Source organism: Streptomyces pilosus (assembly GCF_014649835.1).
Taxonomy (GTDB): Bacteria; Actinomycetota; Actinomycetes; order Streptomycetales; family Streptomycetaceae; genus Streptomyces; species Streptomyces pilosus.
The window spans coordinates 258028-279359 of sequence record NZ_BMTU01000003.1 but is presented as its reverse complement, the minus strand read 5'-3'; the positions used below and the strand labels follow the sequence as shown (position 1 = coordinate 279359).

The 21332-nt window shown below is 74.0% G+C and carries 21 protein-coding genes; 9 read left to right on the top strand and 12 right to left on the bottom strand.

Annotated elements, in window-relative coordinates:
• Positions 1 to 133 precede the first annotated feature (133 nt).
• Genes IE118_RS09590 through pdhA form a run of 3 tightly spaced genes read right to left on the bottom strand, consistent with a single transcriptional unit; the run spans position 134 to position 3707 of the window.
• Entirely contained in the window at positions 134 to 1564 is a 1431-nt protein-coding gene (locus IE118_RS09590; protein ID WP_189557327.1) for a dihydrolipoamide acetyltransferase family protein, read from the bottom strand.
• Complete coding sequence (locus IE118_RS09585) at positions 1564 to 2568, bottom strand: alpha-ketoacid dehydrogenase subunit beta (protein WP_189557326.1); 1005 nt, start codon at positions 2566 to 2568, stop codon at positions 1564 to 1566. Before IE118_RS09585 ends, IE118_RS09590 begins: the two co-directional genes overlap by 1 nt.
• Complete coding sequence (pdhA, locus tag IE118_RS09580) at positions 2568 to 3707, bottom strand: pyruvate dehydrogenase (acetyl-transferring) E1 component subunit alpha (RefSeq protein WP_189557325.1); 1140 nt, start codon at positions 3705 to 3707, stop codon at positions 2568 to 2570. Before pdhA ends, IE118_RS09585 begins: the two co-directional genes overlap by 1 nt.
• A gap of 185 nt (positions 3708 to 3892) precedes the next feature.
• Here pdhA and IE118_RS09575 point away from each other — a divergent pair, with 185 nt between their 5' ends.
• Positions 3893 to 4378 (top strand): Lrp/AsnC family transcriptional regulator, encoded by a 486-nt coding sequence (locus IE118_RS09575; protein WP_189557613.1) that lies wholly within the window; start codon positions 3893 to 3895, stop codon positions 4376 to 4378.
• Positions 4379 to 4468: 90 nt separating this feature from the next.
• Here the strand turns inward: IE118_RS09575 and IE118_RS09570 are convergent, their stop codons facing one another.
• The gene (locus IE118_RS09570) at positions 4469 to 5059 is read right to left on the bottom strand and encodes a TetR/AcrR family transcriptional regulator (protein ID WP_189557324.1); all 591 of its coding nucleotides are present in this window, start codon (positions 5057 to 5059) and stop codon (positions 4469 to 4471) included.
• Positions 5056 to 6573 carry a 3-hydroxyacyl-CoA dehydrogenase gene (locus tag IE118_RS09565; RefSeq protein ID WP_189557323.1) on the bottom strand — a complete coding sequence of 506 codons (1518 nt, stop codon included), beginning with the start codon at positions 6571 to 6573 and terminating at the stop codon, positions 5056 to 5058. Before IE118_RS09565 ends, IE118_RS09570 begins: the two co-directional genes overlap by 4 nt.
• Positions 6574 to 6734: 161 nt before the next feature.
• Between IE118_RS09565 and paaN the strand changes: the two genes are divergently transcribed.
• Positions 6735 to 8426 (top strand): phenylacetic acid degradation protein PaaN, encoded by a 1692-nt coding sequence (paaN, locus tag IE118_RS09560; protein WP_189557322.1) that lies wholly within the window; start codon positions 6735 to 6737, stop codon positions 8424 to 8426.
• Here the strand turns inward: paaN and IE118_RS09555 are convergent.
• The 3 genes from IE118_RS09555 to IE118_RS09545 are packed head-to-tail and all read right to left on the bottom strand — an operon-like array spanning position 8423 to position 11422.
• Entirely contained in the window at positions 8423 to 9214 is a 792-nt protein-coding gene (locus IE118_RS09555; RefSeq protein WP_189557321.1) for a TrmH family RNA methyltransferase, read from the bottom strand. The genes paaN and IE118_RS09555 overlap by 4 nt on opposite strands.
• Before the next feature lie 10 nt (positions 9215 to 9224).
• Positions 9225 to 10466: an HTTM domain-containing protein gene (locus IE118_RS09550; protein WP_189557320.1), complete on the bottom strand. Its 1242-nt coding sequence runs from the start codon at positions 10464 to 10466 to the stop codon at positions 9225 to 9227.
• The gene (locus tag IE118_RS09545) at positions 10463 to 11422 is read right to left on the bottom strand and encodes a DUF5819 family protein (protein WP_189557319.1); all 960 of its coding nucleotides are present in this window, start codon (positions 11420 to 11422) and stop codon (positions 10463 to 10465) included. The genes IE118_RS09550 and IE118_RS09545 overlap by 4 nt, the downstream gene beginning before the upstream one ends.
• A gap of 322 nt (positions 11423 to 11744) precedes the next feature.
• On the opposite strand from IE118_RS09545, the gene paaA reads away from it, so the two are divergent.
• From paaA to paaE, 5 genes are read left to right on the top strand one after another with little or no spacing between them, the layout of a single operon-like run.
• Complete coding sequence (gene paaA / locus IE118_RS09540) at positions 11745 to 12758, top strand: 1,2-phenylacetyl-CoA epoxidase subunit PaaA (RefSeq protein WP_189557318.1); 1014 nt, start codon at positions 11745 to 11747, stop codon at positions 12756 to 12758.
• A complete protein-coding gene (gene paaB / locus IE118_RS09535; protein WP_103543825.1) occupies positions 12755 to 13042 on the top strand; it encodes a 1,2-phenylacetyl-CoA epoxidase subunit PaaB in 288 nt (95 codons plus the stop codon). Before paaA ends, paaB begins: the two co-directional genes overlap by 4 nt.
• Complete coding sequence (gene paaC / locus IE118_RS09530) at positions 13039 to 13776, top strand: 1,2-phenylacetyl-CoA epoxidase subunit PaaC (protein ID WP_189557317.1); 738 nt, start codon at positions 13039 to 13041, stop codon at positions 13774 to 13776. The genes paaB and paaC overlap by 4 nt, the downstream gene beginning before the upstream one ends.
• Positions 13770 to 14309, top strand: coding sequence for a 1,2-phenylacetyl-CoA epoxidase subunit PaaD (paaD, locus tag IE118_RS09525; RefSeq protein WP_189557316.1), 540 nt, complete (start codon positions 13770 to 13772; stop codon positions 14307 to 14309). Before paaC ends, paaD begins: the two co-directional genes overlap by 7 nt.
• Positions 14309 to 15367, top strand: a complete 1059-nt coding sequence (gene paaE, locus IE118_RS09520) for a 1,2-phenylacetyl-CoA epoxidase subunit PaaE (protein ID WP_189557315.1) — start codon at positions 14309 to 14311, stop codon at positions 15365 to 15367. Before paaD ends, paaE begins: the two co-directional genes overlap by 1 nt.
• A 90-nt stretch (positions 15368 to 15457) precedes the next feature.
• Here paaE and IE118_RS09515 read toward each other — a convergent pair whose 3' ends face one another.
• The 4 genes from IE118_RS09515 to IE118_RS09500 all read right to left on the bottom strand — a co-directional run bounded on the left by IE118_RS09515 (position 15458) and on the right by IE118_RS09500 (position 19148).
• Positions 15458 to 15787, bottom strand: a complete 330-nt coding sequence (locus IE118_RS09515; RefSeq protein WP_189557612.1) for a rhodanese-like domain-containing protein — start codon at positions 15785 to 15787, stop codon at positions 15458 to 15460.
• Positions 15788 to 15839: 52 nt separating this feature from the next.
• Positions 15840 to 16679 (bottom strand): J domain-containing protein, encoded by an 840-nt coding sequence (locus IE118_RS09510; protein WP_189557314.1) that lies wholly within the window; start codon positions 16677 to 16679, stop codon positions 15840 to 15842.
• A 111-nt stretch (positions 16680 to 16790) separates the two neighbouring features.
• Positions 16791 to 18236 (bottom strand): DUF2252 domain-containing protein, encoded by a 1446-nt coding sequence (locus tag IE118_RS09505; RefSeq protein WP_189557313.1) that lies wholly within the window; start codon positions 18234 to 18236, stop codon positions 16791 to 16793.
• Between the two features lie 246 nt (positions 18237 to 18482).
• Positions 18483 to 19148 carry a ScbR family autoregulator-binding transcription factor gene (locus tag IE118_RS09500; RefSeq protein WP_189557312.1) on the bottom strand — a complete coding sequence of 222 codons (666 nt, stop codon included), beginning with the start codon at positions 19146 to 19148 and terminating at the stop codon, positions 18483 to 18485.
• A gap of 218 nt (positions 19149 to 19366) precedes the next feature.
• Here IE118_RS09500 and IE118_RS09495 point away from each other — a divergent pair, with 218 nt between their 5' ends.
• A complete protein-coding gene (locus IE118_RS09495) occupies positions 19367 to 20374 on the top strand; it encodes a ScbA/BarX family gamma-butyrolactone biosynthesis protein (protein ID WP_189557311.1) in 1008 nt (335 codons plus the stop codon).
• The gene (locus IE118_RS09490; RefSeq protein ID WP_189557310.1) at positions 20371 to 21291 is read left to right on the top strand and encodes an NAD-dependent epimerase/dehydratase family protein; all 921 of its coding nucleotides are present in this window, start codon (positions 20371 to 20373) and stop codon (positions 21289 to 21291) included. Before IE118_RS09495 ends, IE118_RS09490 begins: the two co-directional genes overlap by 4 nt.
• Positions 21292 to 21332 lie beyond the last annotated feature (41 nt).

Below are 21332 nucleotides of genomic sequence, written 5' to 3'. Positions count from 1 at the left end.
CGATCACGGAGAACGCGGGGGCACGTGGAGCCGGTCGGCGGGACCCGGTGGAGGACCGGACCGGGGGCCGGATGGCGGACCGGGTGGGGGGCCGGGTGGGAAAGCGGGCGGGGGGCCGGGTGGGGGATCGGACTCACAGCGTCCGCAGCAGCACCGCCGGTTGCTCGACGCAGTCCGCCACGTAGCGCAGGAAGCCGCCCGCCGTACCGCCGTCGCAGACCCGGTGGTCGAAGGTGAACGAGAGCTGCACGACCTGCCGCACGGCCAGCTCGCCCTCGTGCACCCACGGCTTGGGGACGATGCGGCCGACGCCGAGCATGGCGGCCTCGGGGTGGTTGATGATCGGCGTGGAGCCGTCGACCCCGAACACGCCGTAGTTGTTCAGCGTGAAGGTGCCTCCGGTGAGTTCCGCGGGCGTCAGCGTCCCGGCCCGGGCCGCCTCGGTGAGGCGGGCGAACTCGGCGGTCAGCGACTCGGCGTCGCGCGTGTGCGCGTCACGGACGACGGGGACGACGAGGCCGCGGTCGGTCTGCGCGGCGAAGCCGAGGTGCACGCCGCCGTGCCGGACGATCTCCCTGGCCGCCGTGTCCACCGAGGAGTTGAGCTCGGGGAAGCGGGCGAGCGCGGCGGTGCAGATCCGGGCCAGCAGGGCGAGGACGGAGATCTTCGGACCGCCGGCGGCGTTCATCGCGGCGCGCGTGCGCATCAGTTCGGTGGCGTCGGCGTCCACCCAGCAGGTCGCGTCCGGTATCTCGGTGCGGCTGCGGGTGAGCTTGTCGGCGACGGCACCACGGATGCCCTTGAGGGGAACGCGGGTGACGCCCGGCCCGTCCGGCACCGCGGCGGCCGGCGCGCTCGCCGGGGCGGTGTGCGTCCGCGGGGCGCCGGACGGCGCCTCCGTACGGCTCTGGGTGGCGGCGGCACGCAGCGCGTACTCCACGTCGGCCCGCAGGATCAGCCCGTCGGGTCCGGATCCGGTCATCTCCCGCAGGTCCAGGCCGTTCTGCCGGGCCAGCCTGCGCACCAGGGGGGAGATCACGGGGACGGGCCCGTCGGCGACGGCCGCGGGGGCGCCGGACGGGGTGTCCGCGGACTCCCTGACCGTGCCGTTCACCCCGCGTGCCGCGGGTGCGGACGGCGTCGCCGGTTCGGCGCGGCGCACCCGGCGGCGACGGGCCGGAGCCTCGGAGGTGCCGTAGCCGACCAGGACGTTGCCGGAGCCCTCACCGGCCGCGGTCCGGCCGTCCGCCTCCGCGGAGCGCGGGGCGTCCGCGGCCGCGGCGGCGTCCGTGCCGCCACCGGTGCGATCCGCGGCCGTCTCGCCCACCGCCACGGTCAGCAGCGGAGCGCCGACGGGCAGCTCCGTGCCCTCGGCGCCGAAGCGGGCGGTGACCACACCGCCGTAGGGGCAGGGCACCTCCACCATCGCCTTGGCCGTCTCGACCTCCACGACCGGCTGGTCCACGACGACGACGTCGCCGACCTCGACCAGCCAGCGCACGATCTCCGCCTCGGTGAGCCCCTCACCGAGGTCGGGCAGTTTGAACTCCAGCACCTGTGCCATCAGCTCTCGGCCTCCCACTGCAGGCGCCCCACGGCGTCCAGGATCCGGTCCACACCGGGCAGGTGATGGCGCTCCAGCATCGGCGGCGGATACGGCAGGTCGAACCCGGCCACCCGCAGCACCGGCGCCTCCAGGTGGTGGAAGCAGCGCTCCGAGACCCGGGCCGCTATCTCCCCGCCCGGGCCGCCGAAGCCACCCGACTCGTGGACGACCACCGCGCGTCCCGTCCGCCGTACCGAGGCACACACCGTCTCGTCGTCGAACGGCACCAGGGAGCGCAGATCGACGACCTCGAGGTCCCAGCCCTCGGCCTGGGCCGCCTCGGCCGCCTCCATGCAGACGGGTACGGACGGCCCGTAGGTGATGAGCGTGGCGCTCCGGCCGGAGCGCCGCACCACCGCACGGCCTATCGGTTCAACGGCCGTCGGCTCCTCCGGGTTCCAGGCGTCCTTCGACCAGTAGAGCCGCTTGGGCTCCAGGAAGACGACGGGGTCGTCGGAGGCGATGGACGCCCGCAGCAGGCCGTAGGCGTCCGCGACGGTCGCGGGCGTGACGACATGGAGCCCCGGAGTCGCCATGTAGTACGCCTCGGAGGAGTCGCTGTGGTGCTCGACGCCGCCGATGCCGCCGCCGTAGGGGACGCGGATGGTGATCGGCAGGGGCATCTTCCCGCGCGTGCGGTTGCGGGTCTTCGCCACGTGGGAGAGGAGCTGCTCGAACGCCGGGTACGCGAAGGCGTCGAACTGCATCTCCACGACCGGGCGCAGCCCGTACATGGCCATGCCCACCGCCGTGCCCAGGATGCCCGCCTCGGCCAGCGGCGTGTCCGTGCAGCGGTCCTCGCCGAACTCCTTGGCGAGTCCGTCGGTGATTCGGAAGACACCGCCGAGGGTGCCGACGTCCTCGCCCATGACGTGCACGGACGGGTCGGCGGCCATGGCGTCGCGCATCGCGCGCGTGAGGGCCTGCGCCATGGTGGCCGGCTTGACGGCGACGGTGGTCATCACTGCGTCCCTTCCGGTTCGGCCTCGGCCGCCAGCTCGGCCCGCAGCTGCTCCCGCTGCTCCAGCAGCTGGGGGGTGGGCTCCGCGTAGACGTGCGCGAAGAGGTCCATGGGGTCGAGCGCCGCGTCCTGGTTCATGCGGGCCCGCAGGTCGGCGGCCATCGTCTCGGCGTCCTGGCGGACGCTCTCGGCAGCGGCCTCGTCGAGCAGGCCGCGCCCGGTCAGCTCCCGCTCCAGGAGGGCGATCGGGTCGTGCTGCTTCCAGGTCTCCACCTCGGCGTCGCCCCGGTAGCGGGTCGCGTCGTCGGCGTTGGTGTGGGCCTCCACGCGGTACGTGATCGCCTCGACCAGCGTCGGGCCGCCCCCCGCGCGGGCGCGGCGCACGGCGTCGGCCAGGACCTCGTGCACGGCGGCGGCGTCGTTGCCGTCGACCAGGCGGCCGGGCATGCCGTAGCCGACGGCCTTGTGGGCCAGCGACGGCGCGGCGGTCTGCTTGGCGAGCGGCACCGAGATCGCGAAGCCGTTGTTCTGCACCAGGAAGACCACCGGGGCCTGCCAGACGGCGGCGAAGTTCAGCGCCTCGTGGAAGTCGCCCTCGCTGGTGCCGCCGTCGCCAACCATGGCGAGCGCGACCACGTCGTCACCCTTGAGGCGGGCGGCGTGCGCGAGACCGACGGCGTGCGGGAGCTGGGTGGCGAGCGGGGTGCTCAGCGGGGCGACACGGTGCGCGTGGGGGTCGTAGCCGGTGTGCCAGTCGCCGCGCAGCAGGGTGAGGGCCTCCACCGGGTCCACACCGCGCGCCACGACCGCGAGGGTGTCGCGGTAGCTGGGGAACAGCCAGTCGCGCTCCTCGAGCACGAGGGCGGCGGCGACCTCGCAGGCCTCCTGGCCGGTGCTGGAGGGGTAGACCGCGAGACGGCCCTGCTTGGTGAGGGCGGTGGCCTGCGCGTTGTACCGGCGGCCCTTCACCAGCTCCGCGTACAGCCGGCGCAGCAGCTCCGGGTCGGCCCCGGCGGCGGCCTCGGTGCCGAGCACGCGGTACGGCTCCGCGTCGGGCAGCAGCGGCGCGGGGTCGGTACGGGGCTGCCAGGCGGGCGGCGGGGTCGGCCGGTAGGCCCCCCGCTGCTCCATGACCGTCATGACGGCACCTCCTCGTGGGAAGACGGAGGCGCGGCGTCTGTGACGCGCCTCACCAACCGATTGTTCGGTCGCCGGCACATTTTGGCTACGGGTGGCACCAGGCTGTGGACAAACGGTTCTCCACATCATGGGATGGATGCAGGACGTCCACGGCGGAGAGGTGGGGGCGGGTGGCATCTGAACAAATGGCCGAGGGCCAGGAGGGGGCCGGGCCGCTGCCTCCCGCACGGCCCCTGGACGCCATCGACCAGGACATCCTGCGCATGCTCCAGGCGGACGGCCGCGCCTCCGTACGCTCGGTCGCCGAACGGGTGCACGTCTCCCGCGCGAACGCCTACGCGCGCATCAACCGGCTCGTCGAGGACGGCGTGATCCGGGGCTTCGGGGCCCGCGTCGACCACGAAAGGGCCGGCCACGGGACGTCCGCCTACATCACCCTGAAGATCGTCCAGAACACCTGGCGCACCGTCCGCGAGCAGCTCAGACAGCTCCCCGGCGCCTCGCACATCGCGCTGGTCGGCGGGGACTTCGACGTGCTGCTGCTGGTGCACACGCCGGACAACCGGACGCTGCGGGAGCTGGTGCTGACCCGGCTCCAGGCGATCCCGGAGGTGCTGAGCACGCGCACGCTGCTGGTCTTCGAGGAGGAGGACCTGGAACCACAGGCGTGAGGGCCGCGGGGCAGTGCCGCGGGACCGCGGGCGTGAGGGCCGCGGGGCAGCGCCACCGGCCGGCCCCTCGCTGAGCAGGCCGGAACCGCCTCAGACCGCCTTGCGCAGGCCCCCGAAGGCCAGCTGCGCCACCGCGTCCGCCACCTCGCGCTCGTCCATGCCGCGCCCGTCCGGCCTGTACCACTCCACGATCGAGTTGATCATGCCGAAGACCAGCCGGGTCACCAGGCGCACCTCTATGTCCTCGCGCACGTCCCCGTCGGCCGCCGCGGCCCTCAGCAGCCCGGCCACCCGGTGGTCGAACTCGCGCCGGCGCTCCAGCGCCCACCGCTCGGTGTCCGTGTTGCCGCGCACCCGCAGCAGCAGCGTCACGTACGGCAGCTCGGCGATCAGCACCTCGACCATGCGCCGTACGACGTACTCCAGCCGTTCGGCGGCGCGGCCGGTGCGCGCCGGCTCCTCCTCGAGGATCGCGAAGAGCCCGTCCAGGGCCCGGCTCACCGCACGGCGCAGCAGTTCCTCCTTGCCGGCCACGTGGTGGTAGATCGACGACTTGGAGATGCCGGCCGCCTTGGAGAGGTGCTCCATGGAGGTGCCGTCGTAGCCGCGCTCGTTGAACACCCGCACGGCCACGGAGAGCAGCGTCTCCGGGGTGTACGTGTCGCGCCTGGCGGTGGTCATGCGGTGTCCTCCCGCTCGTCGGGGGTGGCGCACGCGTACTGGTAGAGCGCGAGGGACGGCGCGTAGCGGCCGGAGGGGTCGATGTCGTGCATCTCGTCCAGCAGGCCCCCGGCCCAGCCCCGGCCGAGGCGGCGGCTCCACTCGAAGGGACCGAGGGGGTAGTTCACGCCCAGCCGCATCGCGGTGTCGACGTCGTCCTCGGTGGCCACGCCCCGGGCGACGGCGTCCACCGCGAGGTCGATGATCCGGGCCACCGTCCGCGCGACGATCATCCCGGGGACGTCCCCGATGACGCTGACCTTCTTGCCGAGCGCCTGGAACAGGCCGGTGGCCTCGGCGACGGTCCGCGCGGAGGTGTCCCGGCAGTGCGACAGGGCGATGCGCGAGGCGGTGCGGTAGTCGAGGGCGAGGTCGAAGTAGACCACGTCGAGGAACTCCACGGACGTCTGCCCGTCGGCGAGCACCAGCTGTCCGCCGCCGGGCAGCACCAGGCGGGTGCCGCTGTCCTCGTCCCGCTCGCGCACCTCGATGCCGGCCTCGCGGATCAGCGCGAGCAGCTCCGCGGCCGGGCCCAGATCACCCTCGGCGATCACGTACGCGGGCGGTTCGGCGGGCTCGGCGGTGTGCGGTTCGGGGCGCTCGGCGCCGTCGGCGTGGTCGTACCAGCCCCGGCCGGTCTTGCGGCCGAGGCGGCCGGACTCGACCAGCCGGCGCTGGGCCAGGGACGGGGTGAAGCGCACGTCCTGGAAGAAGGACCGCCACACCGAGTGGGTGACGGACTCGTTGACGTCCTGGCCGATGAGGTCGGTCAGCTCGAAGGCGCCCATCCGGAAGCCGCCGGACTCGCGCAGCACCGCGTCGATGGTCGCCGGGTCGGCGCCCTGGGACTCGTACACCGCGAAGGCCTCGGCGTAGAAGGGCCGGGCGATCCGGTTGACGATGAAGCCGGGGGTGTCGGCGGAGGCGACGGGCGTCTTGCCCCAGGCGCGGGCCGTCTCGTAGGCGCGGGTGGCGCTCGTCACGTCGGTGGCGAAGCCGGAGACGACCTCGACGAGCGGCAGCAGCGGCGCGGGGTTGAAGAAGTGCAGGCCCACGAACCGGCCGGGCAGGCGCAGCGCGCCGCCGATCGCGGTGACCGACAGGGAGGAGGTGTTGGTGGCGAGGAGACAGTCCTCGGGGACGATGTCCTCCAGCGCCCGGAACAGCTCCTGCTTGACGTCGAGCCGCTCGAGCACCGCCTCGACGACGAGGGAGCAGCCGGCCAGCCCGGTGAGCTCGTCGACGGGCCGGAGCCGGGAGCGCGCGGCGTCCCGCTCGGCGGCGGTGAGGCGCTCCTTCTCCACCAGCCGGTCCAGCCGGGCGCCGATCGCGTCGGCCGCGCGGCGGGCCTGACCCGGGGCGGTGTCGTACAGCCGCACGGGATGGCCGGCGACCAGCGCGACCTGGGCGATTCCCTGGCCCATGGTGCCGGTGCCGACCACGGCCACGGGACTGCTGAGGTCGAGTGCTGTCATGTGCGCGATCCTCCCGCACGGGGTTTTCCACAGATGCGGCGGACCCCCTTGTCCCGACCGATCGTTCGGTTACCCTAACCCTGACCGCCCGTTCCTGACTACGTTTCCGCACCGGTCCATGAGCTCGACGAAGAGTTCCTGAGACGAGGAGTTGGTCCCGCATGGCCGCCGAACTCACGGCGCACGAGCTGATCGCCCGCCACCGTCCCACGCTGGACCAGGCGCTGGAAGCGATCCGTACGCGCGCGTACTGGTCCCCGCACCCCGAGCACCCCAAGGCCTACGGGGAGAACGGCAGCCTGGACATGGCGGCGGGCAAGGCGGCCTTCGACGCCCTGCTCGGCACCCGCCTCGACCTCGGCCAGCCGGGCACGGACGGCTGGGTGGACGGCGAGACCTCCCCGTACGGCGTCGAGCTGGGCGTGAGCTATCCGCACGCCGACCTCGACGAGCTGCTGCCCGCCATGCGGGCCGGGATGCGTGCCTGGCGCGACGCGGGCGCGGAGACCCGCGCGGTGGTCTGCCTGGAGATCCTCAAGCGGATCAGCGACCGGACGATGGAGTTCGCCCAGGCGGTCATGCACACCTCCGGCCAGGCGTTCATGATGGCCTTCCAGGCCGGCGGCCCGCACGCGCAGGACCGCGGCATGGAGGCGGTCGCCTACGCGTACGTGGAGCAGATCCGCACGCCGGACACGGCGGAGTGGACCAAGCCGCAGGGCAAGCGCGACCCGCTCGCGCTCAGCAAGCAGTTCGTCCCCGTGCCGCGCGGCATCGGCCTGGTCATCGGCTGCAACACCTTCCCGACGTGGAACGGCTACCCGGGTCTGTTCGCCTCCCTGGCCACCGGCAATGCGGTCCTGGTCAAGCCGCACCCCCGCGCGGTGCTGCCGCTCGCGCTCACCGTCCAGGTGGCCCGCCAGGTGCTCTCCGAGGCCGGCTTCGACGCGAACCTCGTGGCCCTGGCCGCGGAGCGGCCCGGTGAGGGCATCGCCAAGACCCTGGCCACCCGCCCGGAGATCCGGATCATCGACTACACCGGCTCGACCGGCTTCGGCGACTGGCTGGAGGCCAACGCCCGCCAGGCGCAGGTGTACACGGAGAAGGCCGGCGTCAACACGGTGATCGTGGAGTCGACCGCCGACTACAAGGGGATGCTGTCCAACCTGGCGTTCTCCCTGTCCCTGTACAGCGGCCAGATGTGCACCACCCCGCAGAACCTGCTGATCCCGCGCGAGGGCATCGCCACCGACCAGGGACCCAAGTCCTTCGACGAGGTCGCCGCCGACCTGGCGCGGGCCGTCGACGGCCTGCTCGGCGACGACACGCGGGCGAACGCGCTGCTGGGCGCGATCGTCAACCCGGACGTCAAGGCCCGTCTGGAGGCCGCCGGCGGGCTCGGCGAGGTCGTCCTCGCCTCCCGCGAGATCACCCACCCGGAGTTCCCGGGCGCGGTGGTGCGCACCCCGGTGATCGTCAAGCTGGACGGTTCCAAGCCGGACGCCGAGGCCGCGTACATGAGCGAGTGCTTCGGCCCGGTCTCCTTCGCCGTCGCCGTCGACTCGGCGGACGACGCGGCCGAGCTGCTGCGGCGCACCGTCCGGGAGAAGGGCGCCATGACGGTCGGCGCCTACACGACCTCCCCGGAGGTCGAGGAGACGGTGCGGGAGGTCTGCCTGGAGGAGGCCGCCCAGCTCTCCCTCAACCTCACCGGCGGGGTGTACGTCAACCAGACGGCCGCCTTCTCCGACTTCCACGGCTCCGGCGGGAACCCGGCGGCCAACGCGGCCCTGTGCGACGGCGCGTTCGTGGCCAACCGGTTCCGGGTGGTCGAGGTGCGCCGGGAGGCCTAGGAAGTACGGGGTGCGCCCCCGGTGGCGCTCCAGTGGTACAGCGTCATGGCCACACTGGTGGCGAGGTTGTAGCTGGAGACCTGGGGGCGCATCGGCAGTGCCACCAGGTGGTCGGCCCGCGCGCGCAGCCCGGCCGACAGTCCGCTGCGTTCCGAGCCGAAGGCGAGCAGCGCGTCGTCCGGCAGCTCCAGCCCGCGGATGTCCTCACCCTCGGGGTCGAGCGCGAAGACCGGCCCCGGCGGCAGCTCCCGCACGGTCAGCCGTTCCACCGCGGTGGCGAAGTGCAGCCCCGCCCCGCCGCGCACGACGGTGGGGTGCCAGGGGTCGAGCGTGCCGGTGGTGACGACGCCGGTCGCCCCGAAACCGGCGGCCAGCCGGATCACCGCCCCCGCGTTGCCGAGGTTGCGCGGGTTGTCGAGGACCACCACGGGCGCGCCGCGCGGGGTGTGCGCCAGCTTCTCCAGGTTGCCCGCGCGGGAGGGGCGGGCGGCCAGGGCGGCGACGGCGGTGGGATGCGGGCGGGGCACCAGCGAGGCGTACGTCCCGTGCGGCACCTCGGTCAGCAGCGCCGCCAGCGCCTCCCGTACGTCCCCGGCGAGCTCGTCGGCGAGCGCGAGCGCCCCGGCCCGGTCCGCGGTGAGCGCCATGCGCACCTCGGCCCCGAAGCGCACGGCGTGCTTGAGCGCGTGGAAGCCGTCGAGCAGGACGGCGTCGCCGGCCAGACGGTGCCAGGCGGACACGGCGCCGCCCGGGTCCTCGTCTGCGGTGGTGCGGGCGGGGTCGGTCATGGCGTGCAGCCTACGTGCGCGGGGCCGGCCCTCCGCCGGGTGCCGGAGCCGGCAGCCGGCCGGCCGGGGCGCCGGCGGGGGACCGCGGCCCCGGGAGGGGCGTCCCGTCCCGGCGGCGCGGGCGCAGTCCCTTGCGCGCGCGGGCCGTCAGTGTGCCCAGCCGGCGCAGGAAGGACGTGGGCAGGAAGACGGCGTCGGCGGCGATCATCGCCAGGGAGAAGAAGGGCAGCCCCAGCACGACGGCGATCACCGCGTGTTCGAGGATCATGAAGCCGAGCAGGGCGTTCTTGACCCGCCGGTTGAACAGGGTGAACGGGAAGGCGACCTGCACGGCGACCGTCGCGTAGGTCACCAGCATCACCAGGGTGCCGCTGGCCGACAGCAGGTCCGCGAGGGCCGGCCAGGGGGAGAAGTACTCCAGGTGGAGCGGGTAGTAGACGGCCGTGCCGTCCTGCCAGCGGGAGCCCTGGACCTTGTACCAGCCGGCCGTGGCGTAGATCAGGCACGCCTCCGCCATGATCACCAGCAGCGCCCCGTTGTGCACGATGTTCGCGACCACGTCCAGCAGGATCCGCGACCGGCCCGTCCCGGCGCGGCGCCCGGCCAGCCACCACAGCGCCTGCGCGAGCCACACGGCCCACAGCAGCGCCGGTATGAAGCGGTCGCCGTCCGTCCGGCCCGCGAGCGTCGCCAGGAGCAGCAGGACACCCAGCACGGCCCACAGCGCCGGACCGACCCGGTCGCGCGGCCGGTCGCCGCGCGCGCGTGCCCCGGCAGCGCGGCGGGCGCGCCGCGCGTCCAGCGACCACACCTGGCCGCAGCGGGTGAAGACCAGGTAGATCGCCATCAGGTGCAGGACGTTGTCGCCGCCGTCGCCCATGAAGACACTGCGGTTCTGCAGCGACAGCACGCCCACCATGAACAGCACCGACGTGGTGCGGGTGCGCCAGCCCAGCAGCAGAAGGAGGCTGCACAGCACGGCCAGCGCGTAGACCGCCTCGAACCAGACCTGGCCGTCGGACCAGAGCAGCACGGTGAAGGCGCCGTTCGACGCGACCAGCTGCTCGGCCAGCTCCCGGCTCCACGGGCCGTCGGGCCCGTACAGCTCCTGGCGGTGGGGGAACTCGCGCAGCAGGAACAGCAGCCAGGTCAGGGCGAAGCCGATCCGGATCACGGCGGTCTGGTAGGGGCCGAGCGCGGAGTCGGTGACGCGGGCGATCCCCCGGGAGAGGGCGAGCGAGAAGCGGTTCACCCGATGCCTCCGCGGGTCTCGTCCCCGGGCAGGGTCCACCAGGGCAGGGTGCGGTACACGGGCGTGGCGGAGAGCCTCTCCCCGCCGGCCTCCTCCTCGCTCCAGTCGGGCGGCGGGATGTCCGTGGTGCGGGAGCGGACCTGGACCCGCTCGACGGCACCGTCCGCTCCGGCGGCGCCCGCGCGGTCGAGGCGCATCGCCATGATCCGGCGCAGGTACGCCTCGGAGAGCGCCCCGCGCAGGCCCACCGGCCGGTTGTCGTCGTCGTGCGTCGAGACGAAGAAGTCCCACGCGCGGCGCAGCTCGTTCTGCTGGGTGTGGCTGGGCAGCGGGTTGCCGTCGATGGCCCGGCCGTCGCGCGCGGACAGGTCGTACCAGCCGGTGGTCCGGGAGGTCCCGTCCGCGGTGCGGATCTCGGCGCGCACCTGGACGGCGACGTTCTGCTGCAGGGGGTTGGGCGCGAACAGCTTCCAGTTCTGTTCGAACTCCGGGTAGATCCAGTTCTCGATCGTCGCGCGGTGCTGCTTGCTGACCGTGTTCGCGGGCGCGACGTGCAGGAACGTCATGCCGAGGTGCACACAGACCACGACGGCGACGACCGCGAGCGCGAGAGCGGCGCCGATCTGGTGGGGCAGGGAGAGGGCGGCCACACCGGTGCGGGGTTCGGCGGGCGGGGCGGTCACCGGGTCCGGACCGGGTTCGGGATCAGGTCGGGGACCGGCTTCGGGGGCGGGTTCGGGATCAGGTCGGGGACCGGCTTCGGGGGCGGGTTCGGGATCAGGTCGGGGACCGGCTTCGGGGGCGGGTTCGGGATCAGGTCGGGGACCGGCTTCGGGAGCGGGTAGGAGGCCGGGGGCCGGACCGGACACGGGGTCGCGGGCGGGGTCGGCTCCGGGGCCGGTGCCCTCCCCCTCGGGCCCCCGCCGGGCGCCCGAGCCCTTGTCGTACGCGTTCATCCCGCCCCGATCCCACCGATCCCGGTCCGTCACTGCCACCGCCGCGGCCGCGAGGCCCGTCCCCTGTCGCCCGCCCGCGCCGTCGCTCCGCCGCGTCGCACGGAACGGTACTCAGCGCGGGGCACCCGGGCACAGTCCCCCTGGTCCTCCTGCCGCGCGGCAGCCGCCCCCGCGGGCCCCGGGCGCCGTCGTCCACAGGCGGCACCCGCAGGTTATCCACAACGGTTGACACCTCGCGGCACCCGTCCCACCATGGAATCGCACGAACCGAACGATCGGTCGGGAGCGTGCTCCGGGAAGCATTCAGGTCGAGGGGGACCTCATGGCGACAGCAGCCGCCCGCGACACGGCGGGCAGCCGGGCGTACGGCGTGACGGCCGGCGCGGACGACACCGCCGGACACCAGCACGCCTTCGACGCGGCCGTCGCCGCCGACGAGCGGATCGAGCCGCGCGACTGGATGCCGGACGCCTACCGGGCGACGCTCGTCCGGCAGATCGCGCAGCACGCCCACTCCGAGATCATCGGCATGCAGCCCGAGGCCAACTGGATCACGCGCGCGCCGTCCCTGCGCCGCAAGGCGATCCTGATGGCCAAGGTGCAGGACGAGGCGGGGCACGGCCTGTACCTCTACAGCGCCGCCGAGACGCTCGGCACCAGCCGCGAGGAGCTGCTCGACAAGCTGCACTCCGGCCGCCAGAAGTACTCCTCGATCTTCAACTACCCGACGCTGACCTGGGCGGACGTCGGCGCCATCGGCTGGCTCGTGGACGGCGCGGCGATCACCAACCAGGTCCCCCTGTGCCGCTGCTCCTACGGGCCGTACGCGCGCGCGATGGTCCGGATCTGCAAGGAGGAGTCCTTCCACCAGCGCCAGGGCTACGAGCTGCTGCTGGCCCTCAGCAAGGGCACCCCGGAGCAGCACGCGATGGCGCAGGACGCGGTGGACCGCTGGTGGTGGCCGTCACTGATGATGTTCGGCCCGCCCGACGACGAGTCCCAGCACTCCGCGCAGTCGATGGCCTGGAAGATCAAGCGGCACTCCAACGACGAACTGCGCCAGCGCTTCGTCGACATCTGCGTCCCCCAGGCGGCGTCCCTCGGCCTCACCCTCCCCGACCCGGACCTGAAGTGGAACGAGGAGCGGGGACACCACGACTTCGGCGCCATCGACTGGGCGGAGTTCTGGGACGTCCTCAAGGGCAACGGCCCCTGCAACGAACAGCGGCTGACCCGGCGCCGGCGGGCCCACGAGGAGGGCGCCTGGGTCAGGGAGGCGGCAGCGGCCCACGCGGCCAAGCACTCGAACGGCGAGACAGGAGCTACGCGAGCATGACCCACACCGACTGGCCCCTGTGGGAGGTCTTCGTGCGCTCGCGCCGGGGCCTGTCCCACACCCACGCCGGCAGCCTGCACGCGCCGGACGCGGAACTCGCCCTGCGCAACGCCCGCGACCTGTACACCCGGCGCGGCGAGGGCGTCTCCCTCTGGGTCGTCCCGTCGTCCGCGATCACCGCCTCCTCGCCCGACGAGAAGGACCCCTTCTTCGAGCCGGCCGCCGACAAGCCCTACCGGCACCCCACGTTCTACGAGATCCCCGAGGGGGTGCAGCACCTGTGACCACGACTCCCGCCGCCGGCACCGCCGCGGTCACCGCCGCCGCGCTCGCCCTCGGTGACGACGCGCTGGTGCTCTCCCACCGCCTGGGCGAGTGGGCAGGCCACGCCCCCGTCCTGGAGGAGGAGGTCGCTCTCGCCAACATCGCGCTGGACCTGCTCGGCCAGGCCCGGGTGCTGCTGTCGATGGCGGGCGACGAGGACGAGCTGGCGTTCCTCCGCGAGGAGCGCGCCTTCCGCAACCTCCAGCTGGTCGAACAGCCGAACGGCGACTTCGCCCACACCATCGTCCGCCAGCTGTTCTTCTCCGCACACCAGTACCTGCTCTACGGTGAACTGGCCTCCGGCGACGGCCCCTTCGCCCCGCTGGCCGCGAAGGCCGTCAAGGAGACCGCCTACCACCGCGACCACGCCGAGCAGTGGACGCTGCGCCTCGGCGACGGCACGGACGAGAGCCACGCGCGGATGCAGCGGGCCGTGGACGCGCTGTGGCGCTACACCGGCGAGATGTTCCAGCCGGTCGAGGGCGTCGACGTCGACCCGTCCCGCCTGGAGCGGGCCTGGCTGGAGCGGACCGGCGAGGTGCTGCGCCGCGCCACGCTCACGGTGCCCGACGGGCCGCGCACGGGGGCCTGGGCGGCCGGCGCCGGCCGGCAGGGCCTGCACACCGAGCCGTTCGGCCGGATGCTCGCCGAGATGCAGCACCTGCACCGCAGCCACCCGGGGGCGGCATGGTGACCGCCACCCCGCTGGAGGCGGAGCTCCTGGAGCTCGCCGGTTCGGTGCCCGACCCCGAACTGCCGGTGCTGACCCTGCGCGAACTGGGAGTCGTGCGTGCGGTGCACGCGCACGGTCCGGACGCCGTCGAGGTCGAGCTGACCCCGACGTACACCGGCTGCCCGGCCGTCGAGGCGATGAGCGTCGACATCGAGCGCGTTCTGCGCGGGCACGGGGTGCGCGAGGTCACGGTGCGCACGGTGCTCGCGCCGGCCTGGTCGACCGACGACATCACGGACGAAGGACGGCGCAAGCTGCGGGAGTTCGGCATCGCCCCGCCGCGCACCGGAGTCCCCGCCGGGCCGGTCCCGGTGACGCTCGGAGCCACCCGCACCCGGTCGGAACCAGCGGCGAACGACCTTCCTCCCGTCGAGTGCCCGCACTGCGGGTCCGAGGAGACCGAACTGCTCAGCCGCTTCTCGTCCACCGCGTGCAAGGCACTGCGCCGCTGCCTGGCCTGCCGTGAACCGTTCGACCACTTCAAGGAGTTGTGATGGCCCGCTTCCACCGGCTCCGGGTGGCCGCGGTCGACCGGCTCACCGACGACTCCGTCGCCCTCACCCTCACCGTCCCCCCGCGGTTGCGCGAGGAGTACCGGTACGCGCCCGGCCAGCACCTGGCCCTCCGCCGCACCGCCGACGGCGAGGAGATACGCCGCACGTACTCCATCTGCTCCCCCGCCCCCGACGGCGAGGGCCCGAGCACGCTGCGGGTCGGCGTGCGGCTCGTCGAGGGCGGCGCCTTCTCCACGTACGCGCTCAAGGAGATCGACCTCGGCGACGAGCTGGAGGTGATGACCCCGGCCGGCCGCTTCACGCTCCCTCCCGCTCCCGGCCGGTACGCGGCCGTCGTCGGCGGCAGCGGCATCACGCCGGTGCTGTCGATCGTCTCGACCCTCCTCGCCCGCGAGCCGGACGCCAGGTTCTGCCTGATCCGCAGCGACCGGACGGCCGCCTCCACGATGTTCCTGGAGGAGGTCGCCGACCTGAAGGACCGCTACCCCGAGCGCTTCCAGCTGGTGACGGTGCTCTCCCGCGAGGAGCAGCAGGCGGGACTGCCGTCCGGGCGGCTGGACCAGGAGCGGCTGACCGGGCTGCTGCCGGCGCTGCTGCCCGTCGGGCAGGTGGACGGCTGGTTCCTGTGCGGGCCGTACGGACTGGTCGAAGGCGCCGAGCGGGCGCTGCGCGGCCTGGGCGTCGCCCGCTCCCGCATCCACCAGGAGATCTTCCACGTCGACGCCGGTACGGCGACCGTCACCACCGCGACCGCCCCCGCGCACAGCACGGTCACCGCCCGGCTCGACGGACGCGGCGGCACCTGGCCCGTCCAGGCCGGGGAGTCCCTGCTGGACACGGTGCTGCGCAACCGGCCCGACGCGCCCTACGCCTGCAAGGGCGGGGTGTGCGGAACCTGCCGCGCCTTCCTCGTCTCTGGTGAGGTGCGGATGGACCGCAACTTCGCGCTGGAGTCGGAGGAGACGGAGGCCGGCTACGTCCTGGCCTGCCAGTCCCGTCCGGTGACGGAGCGGGTGGAGCTGGACTTCGACCGCTAGACCGGCGGCCCGGCGGCCCGGCGGCCCGGCGGACCGCTGGACCGGGGGGTCGGCGGACCGCTGGACCGGGGGACCGGTGGACCGCCCGGGCTACAGCACGTGCCCCGGCTCTCCGTCGTCGGTGACGACGGGGCGGCCGGCGGACTCCCACAGCTGCATGCCGCCGTGGACGTTCACGGCGTCGATGCCCTGCTGGGCCAGGTACATGGTGACCTGCGCCGACCGCCCGCCGGAGCGGCAGATCACATGGACCCGGCCGTCCTGCGGGGCGGCCTCGGTCAGCTCGCCGTAGCGGGCCACGAAGTCACTGATGGGGATGTGCAGTGCCCCTTCGGCATGACCGGCCTTCCACTCGTCGTCCTCCCGGACGTCCAGCAGGAAGTCGCCGTCCTTGAGGTCCGTGACCTGGACCGTGGGCACACCAGCTCCAAAACTCATGCCCACGACGCTACCCGACCAGGCGGGGCCGGGTTCAGGTCAGCAGCGCCGCCAGCTCGGCCTCACGCTCGGCCACCTGGGCGCGCAGCCGGCCGGCGATGTCCTCCAGCAGCCGGTCGGGGTCCTCGGGGGCGAGGCGCAGCATCGACCCGATGGCGCTCTCCTCCAGCTCCTTGGCGACCAGGGTGAGCAGTTCCTTGCGCCGGGAGAGCCATTCGAGGCGGGCGTAGAGCTCCTCGCCGGCGCTCGGCAGGCGCTTCAGCTCCGGTCCCCTGGCCCACTCCTCGGCGAGCTCGCGCAGTTCCGCCTCGCTGCCACGGGCGTAGGCGGCGTTGACGCGGGTGATGAACTCCTCGCGGCGGGCGCGTTCCGTGTCCTCCTGCGCCAGGTCCGGATGGGCCCTGCGGGCGAGCTCCCGGTAGAGCTTGCGGGCCTCCTCGCTGGGCCGCACCCGCTGCGGGGGCCTTACCGGCTGGTCCGTGAGCATGGCGGTGGCCTCGGGGAACAAGCCGTCCGCGTCCATCCAGCCGTTCATCAGCTCTTCGACGCCGGGGATCGGCAGGAGCCGGGCGCGCGCCTCGTCGGCCCGGCGCCGGTCCTCGGGGTCGTCGCTGCGGGCCGCCTTCGCCTCCAGGATCCGGGCGTCCAGCTCCTCGAGGCGGGCGTAGACGGGGCCGAGCTTCTGTTCGTGCAGCCGGGAGAAGTTCTCGACCTCGACGCGGAAGGTCTCCACCGCGATCTCGAACTCGATCAGCGCCTGCTCGGCCGCCCGCACGGCCTGTTCCAGCCGTTCCTCGGGCCGCGCCACGCCGTCGCCGGCGGACGTCCGCTCCGCGCCGGCGCCGCCGGCCTGCTCACCTTCCGGGGTCGTCACCCGGACAGCGTAGGCCACCGGCCCGGACGGCACGCCCCGCACCAGCGGCGCACCACCTGCCGGGAGGGCCTCCCGCGCCCGTCCGGGGGCCGCCCGTGGGCGCCGCGCCGCTCATACCCCCGTCTCGGCGGCGATGCGCCCGGACCGCACCGCCGTGACCAGATCCGTGTGGTCCGCCTCGGTGAGGTCGGCGTAGGCGACGGCGAAGGCCGCCACCGCCTCGTCCAGCTCGTCGTTCTTGCCGCAGTAGCCGGCGAGGAGGCGGGGGTCGGCGCTGTGGGAGTGGGCGCGGGCCAGCAGGGCCCCGGTCATCCGGGCGTAGTCGTCGACCTGGTCGGCGGCCAGGGCGGCCGGGTCGACGCTGCCCTTGCGGTTGCGGAACTGGCGCACCTGGTAGGGGCGGCCGTCGACCGTGGTCCAGCCGAGCAGGCTGTCGCTGACCACCTGCATCCGCTTCTGGCCGTCGACCACCCGCCGGCCCTCGTGCCCCGCCTCGGGCGTGCCGAAGCCGGCCGTCGGCAGGTGCGGGACGAGCGCCGAGGGGCGGGCCTCCTTCACCTGGAGGACCAGCGGCTCGCCCCGGTGGTCGAGGAGCAGCACGACATAGGAGCGGGTTCCGACGCTGCCGGTGCCGACGACGCGGAACGCCACGTCGTGCACGGCGTGCCGGGCGAGCAGCGGGTGGCGGTCCGGCGGGAGCGTGCCGAGGTACTCCTCCAGGGAGGCGGCCACCCGGGCGGCCTCCGCGTCCGGTATGCGGCGCAGCACCGGCGGCGCGTCGACGAAGCGGCGCCCGCCGTCCGCGCCCTCCTCGGTGGACTTGGCGGCGAAGCGGCCGCTGGTGTTCGCGCGGGCCTTCTCGGAGACCCGCTCCAGGGTGCCGAGCAGGTCGTGGGCGTCGGCGTGGGAGACGAGTTCCTCGTCCGCGATGGCGTTCCAGGCGTCCAGCGCGGGCAGCCTGGACAGCAGCCGCATGGTGCGCCGGTAGGCGCCCGCGGCGTCGTGGGCGGCCGCGCGGCAGGTGTCCTCGTCCGCCCCGGCTTCCCGCCCGGCGAGCACCAGGGAGGTGGCGAGCCGCTTGAGGTCCCACTCCCAGGGGCCGTGGACGGTCTCGTCGAAGTCGTTCAGGTCGATGACCAGGCGGCCGCGCGCGTCCCCGTAGAGACCGAAGTTCGCCGCGTGGGCGTCACCGCAGATCTGGGCGCCGATCCCGGTCACGGGGGTGCGGGCCAGGTCGTACGCCATCAGGCTGGCCGATCCGCGCAGGAAGGCGAACGGGGTCGCCGCCATCCTGCCCACCCGGAGCGGGGCCAGCTCGGGCAGCCTGCCGCGGCTGGACTCCTCGACGGCGCCGACCGCGTCGGGGCGGGCGGGATCCGGGTCGAGGGTCGCGTGCGCACCGCGCGGGACCTCCGCGCGCAGGGCCTTGCCCTCCCGCTTGGGCGAGCCCGCGGCCGGCCACTCGGCGAACCCGGGCACCCGTGGCAGGCGCCGCCCCCGGTCCGCGTCCCCGGCCGCGCCCTCGGCCCCGTCCGTCCCGGTGACGAACTCGCTCACCGCAATCGCCTCCCCCGTACACCTGTGTGCTGGGCACACGCGTCGACATCGATCGTGCCGACCGTACAACCGGTGGCCGAAAAGCGTCAGGCCCCTGTGGACGACTCCCAGCCTGTGGACGACCGGCCCCGGCGGAGACCCGCCCTGTGGACGACCGACCCCGGCGGAGGCCCGCCCTGTGGACGACCGGCCCCCCGCGGACTCCCGCCCTGTGGACGACCGCCCCCTGCGGAAACCCGCCCGCGCCTATCCCGCCTCCACCACGTCCCCCGCCACCGGCAGCGGCCGTACCTCGGCGAGCAGCCGTGCGGCGCGGTCCTCCGAGATGTCCAGCCGGGCCAGCACCGCGGGAACGGCGATGCCCGGCAGCAGGTGGTGGAACAGCACGACGACCCGGTGTTCCAGGTCCTGCCGCTGGCAGCGCACCTGCGACAGCAGCTGCACCCCCGAGAAGCTGGCGACGAGCAGCTCCGCCGTCTCCGTCGCCTCCACGTGCGGCAGCAGTTCGCCGCCCGTCTTCGCCTCGGCCAGGGTCCGGGTGGTCTGGTCGATCCACATGCCGAACGCCGGAGTGCGGTCCAGTCCCAGCGCGCCCTGGTCCAGGGCCAGTCCGACACTCGCCCGCACCAGCGGTTCGGTGCGCAGCCGCGTGGCCAGCACCAGGCCGGAGTCGACCAGTTCCTGGAGCTTGCTCGACTGGGGCGGCAGGGAGATCGCCAGCTGCTCCTCGAACACGCCGAGCGCCAGCTCCTCCTTGGAGCCGAAGTGGAAGTACAGGGCCCCCTTGGTCACCCCGGCCCGCTCCAGGATCTCCCCGATGGTCGCCGAGGTGTAGCCGCGTTCGTCGAAGACGGCGGCCGCCGCCTCCAGAATCGTCCGCCGGGTGCGGATCGCGCGCTCCTGTCGCGCCATCGGGTGCCTCCTGATCTGCGTGGATCCTCGTGGATCTCCTGGGTCGCACCGTGCAGCCGCCGCGGGGCCGGCGCGGGCACCACCGTGCGGTCGGTCGCACGGTGCGAGGGGCGCGCGGGCTCGGATCCGGCGATGTGGATCACCCTTGGAAAAAAACCGTCTCGTCCGTATCTTAGTGCGAATCGACCGGAGCCAGACTGCCGATCCCGGGGGTTCCCATGCCGCAGCCGGATTCCTCGAGCGCGCCCAGGGAGGATCAGACCGGACAGCGGGCCTCGCCCGCAAACGGCGCCGGTCCGGCCGCCGCCCGCACCCTCGTCACACCGGAACTCGCCCACCGGCCCCGCGCCGAGGACGTCTTCCCGGCCGCCTGGGTGCGACTCGCGGAGGACCGCTTCCGCGTCACCGCGCACTGGCCCGCCGCCCACAGCTTCTTCGGTCCCGTCGACAGCCGCCACCAGGATCCGATGATCGTCGGTGAGACGTTGCGCCAGACGTCGATGGCCCTGGCGCACGCCGAGTTCGGCGCCCCCGCGGACACCCACTTCGTCATGCACGACCTGGAGGTCTCCACCGACCCCGCCGCCCTCCTGCTGGCCGACGCCGCCGAACCGGTCACCGTCGACGTGGTCTGCTCCGAGGTGCGCCGCCGGGGCCGCGGCCTGAACGGCATGCGCACCACCATGGAGTTCCGCCGCGCGGGGCTGCTCGTCGCCCGCGGCACCGGGAGCACGGGCTGTCTCTCCCCGGCCGCCTACCGCCGTCTGCGCGGCTCCCGCTCCGCCGTCGTGGACGGCGCGCGAATACCGCTGCCCGCCCCGGTTCCGCCCGCCCCGGTTCCGCCCGCACTGGTGGGCCGGCACCGCGCGCGGGACGTCGTCCTCGCCCCGGCCGACCGGCCCGGCAGCTGGCTGCTGCGGGTCGACGGGCGGCACCCGGTGCTCTTCCCCCGCCCCAACGACCACGTGCCCGGCATGGTCCTGTTCGAGGCCGCCCGCCAGGCCGCGGCCGCAGCCTCCGGCCGGCTGCCCTTCCTGCCGTCCGAACTCTGCGTCCGTTTCAGCCGCTACGCCGAGCTGGACAGCCCTTGCCGGCTCGACACCGAGGTGCTCGACAAGGGCGAGGACGGGGTGACGGTGCGGGTGTCGGGACGGCAGGACGACGAGCCGGTCTTCGCCGCCACCCTCACCTGCTCGCCCACCGCCCCGGTACGGTCGCTGCCGTGACCACGGACCTCCTGATCACCGGTGCGACGGGCTTCATCGGCAGCCGGGTCGCCGCGGCGGCCCGCACGCGCCCCGGTCTCCGCGTGCTGTCGCTCTCCCGCCGCGCGCGGGACGGACGCGGGGACGCCGGGACCGTGGCCGGCGACCTCGCCGACCCCCGCACCCTGCGCGGGGCGTGCGCCGGCGTCGACGTCCTGATCCACTGCGCCTCCCGGGTGGGAGGCGACCCGCGGTCCGTCGCGACGGTCAACGACCTCGGCACGAAGGCCCTGGTGGAGGAGGCCGTACGGGCCGGGGTGGGCCGCATCGTGTACGTGAGCACCGCCGCCGTCCACGGCCGGGGCCCCTTCCGCGGCGTACGGCCCGGGGAGGCCCCGGTCGCGCCCGTCTCCGCCACCAGCCGCACCCGCGCGGCGGCGGAGGCGCACGTCCTCGACGCGGGCGGCCTCGTGCTGCGCCCGCACCTGGTGCACGGCGAGGGCGACCGCTGGGTGGTCCCCGGACTGGTGGGCCTGGGGCGGGAGCTGTCCGCGACGGTCACCGGCTGCACGGCCGTCCACTCGATGATCGACGTCGGCACCCTGGGCCGCGCGGTCGTCGCCGCGGCCCTGTCCCCGCACCACGGGCCCGGCGCCCGTTACGTCGGTCACCCGGACCCCGTACCCGCCTCCGAGCTGCTCGCGGCGGTCTGCGAGCTGGTGGAACGGCCCGGCGGCGGGGCCGGGGTGGACGTGGCCACCGCCCGCGCGCGAGCGGCCGGATCGCCCCGCGCGCTGCACCACCTGGACCTGCTGACCGTGGACCACTGGTTCGCGGACGACGGCTTCTGGAAGGACCTGGACTGCCCGCCGGGCGAGGACTTCGCGACCGCCTTCACCCGCGCGGCACCCTGGTACCGGCGGTGGACGGCACAGTGAGATAGCTCACGCATCGATCCGCTGCGGACGGCACGGGCCAG

What these genes read in the sequence shown, in the direction of transcription:
- IE118_RS09575 (WP_189557613.1), top strand. Translation starts at nt 3,893, where the DNA reads ATGGCCGAGGGCCAGGAGGGGGCCGGGCCGCTGCCTCCCGCACGGCCC.
- paaB (WP_103543825.1), top strand. Translation starts at nt 12,755, where the DNA reads ATGACCCACACCGACTGGCCCCTGTGGGAGGTCTTCGTGCGCTCGCGC.
- IE118_RS09570 (WP_189557324.1), bottom strand. Translation starts at nt 5,059, where the DNA reads ATGACCACCGCCAGGCGCGACACGTACACCCCGGAGACGCTGCTCTCC.
- IE118_RS09500 (WP_189557312.1), bottom strand. Translation starts at nt 19,148, where the DNA reads ATGGCGCGACAGGAGCGCGCGATCCGCACCCGGCGGACGATTCTGGAG.
- IE118_RS09585 (WP_189557326.1), bottom strand. Translation starts at nt 2,568, where the DNA reads ATGACCACCGTCGCCGTCAAGCCGGCCACCATGGCGCAGGCCCTCACG.
- IE118_RS09565 (WP_189557323.1), bottom strand. Translation starts at nt 6,573, where the DNA reads ATGACAGCACTCGACCTCAGCAGTCCCGTGGCCGTGGTCGGCACCGGC.
- IE118_RS09545 (WP_189557319.1), bottom strand. Translation starts at nt 11,422, where the DNA reads ATGAACGCGTACGACAAGGGCTCGGGCGCCCGGCGGGGGCCCGAGGGG.
- IE118_RS09495 (WP_189557311.1), top strand. Translation starts at nt 19,367, where the DNA reads ATGCCGCAGCCGGATTCCTCGAGCGCGCCCAGGGAGGATCAGACCGGA.
- paaD (WP_189557316.1), top strand. Translation starts at nt 13,770, where the DNA reads ATGGTGACCGCCACCCCGCTGGAGGCGGAGCTCCTGGAGCTCGCCGGT.
- pdhA (WP_189557325.1), bottom strand. Translation starts at nt 3,707, where the DNA reads ATGACGGTCATGGAGCAGCGGGGGGCCTACCGGCCGACCCCGCCGCCC.
- IE118_RS09590 (WP_189557327.1), bottom strand. Translation starts at nt 1,564, where the DNA reads ATGGCACAGGTGCTGGAGTTCAAACTGCCCGACCTCGGTGAGGGGCTC.
- paaA (WP_189557318.1), top strand. Translation starts at nt 11,745, where the DNA reads ATGGCGACAGCAGCCGCCCGCGACACGGCGGGCAGCCGGGCGTACGGC.
- IE118_RS09555 (WP_189557321.1), bottom strand. Translation starts at nt 9,214, where the DNA reads ATGACCGACCCCGCCCGCACCACCGCAGACGAGGACCCGGGCGGCGCC.
- paaN (WP_189557322.1), top strand. Translation starts at nt 6,735, where the DNA reads ATGGCCGCCGAACTCACGGCGCACGAGCTGATCGCCCGCCACCGTCCC.
- paaE (WP_189557315.1), top strand. Translation starts at nt 14,309, where the DNA reads ATGGCCCGCTTCCACCGGCTCCGGGTGGCCGCGGTCGACCGGCTCACC.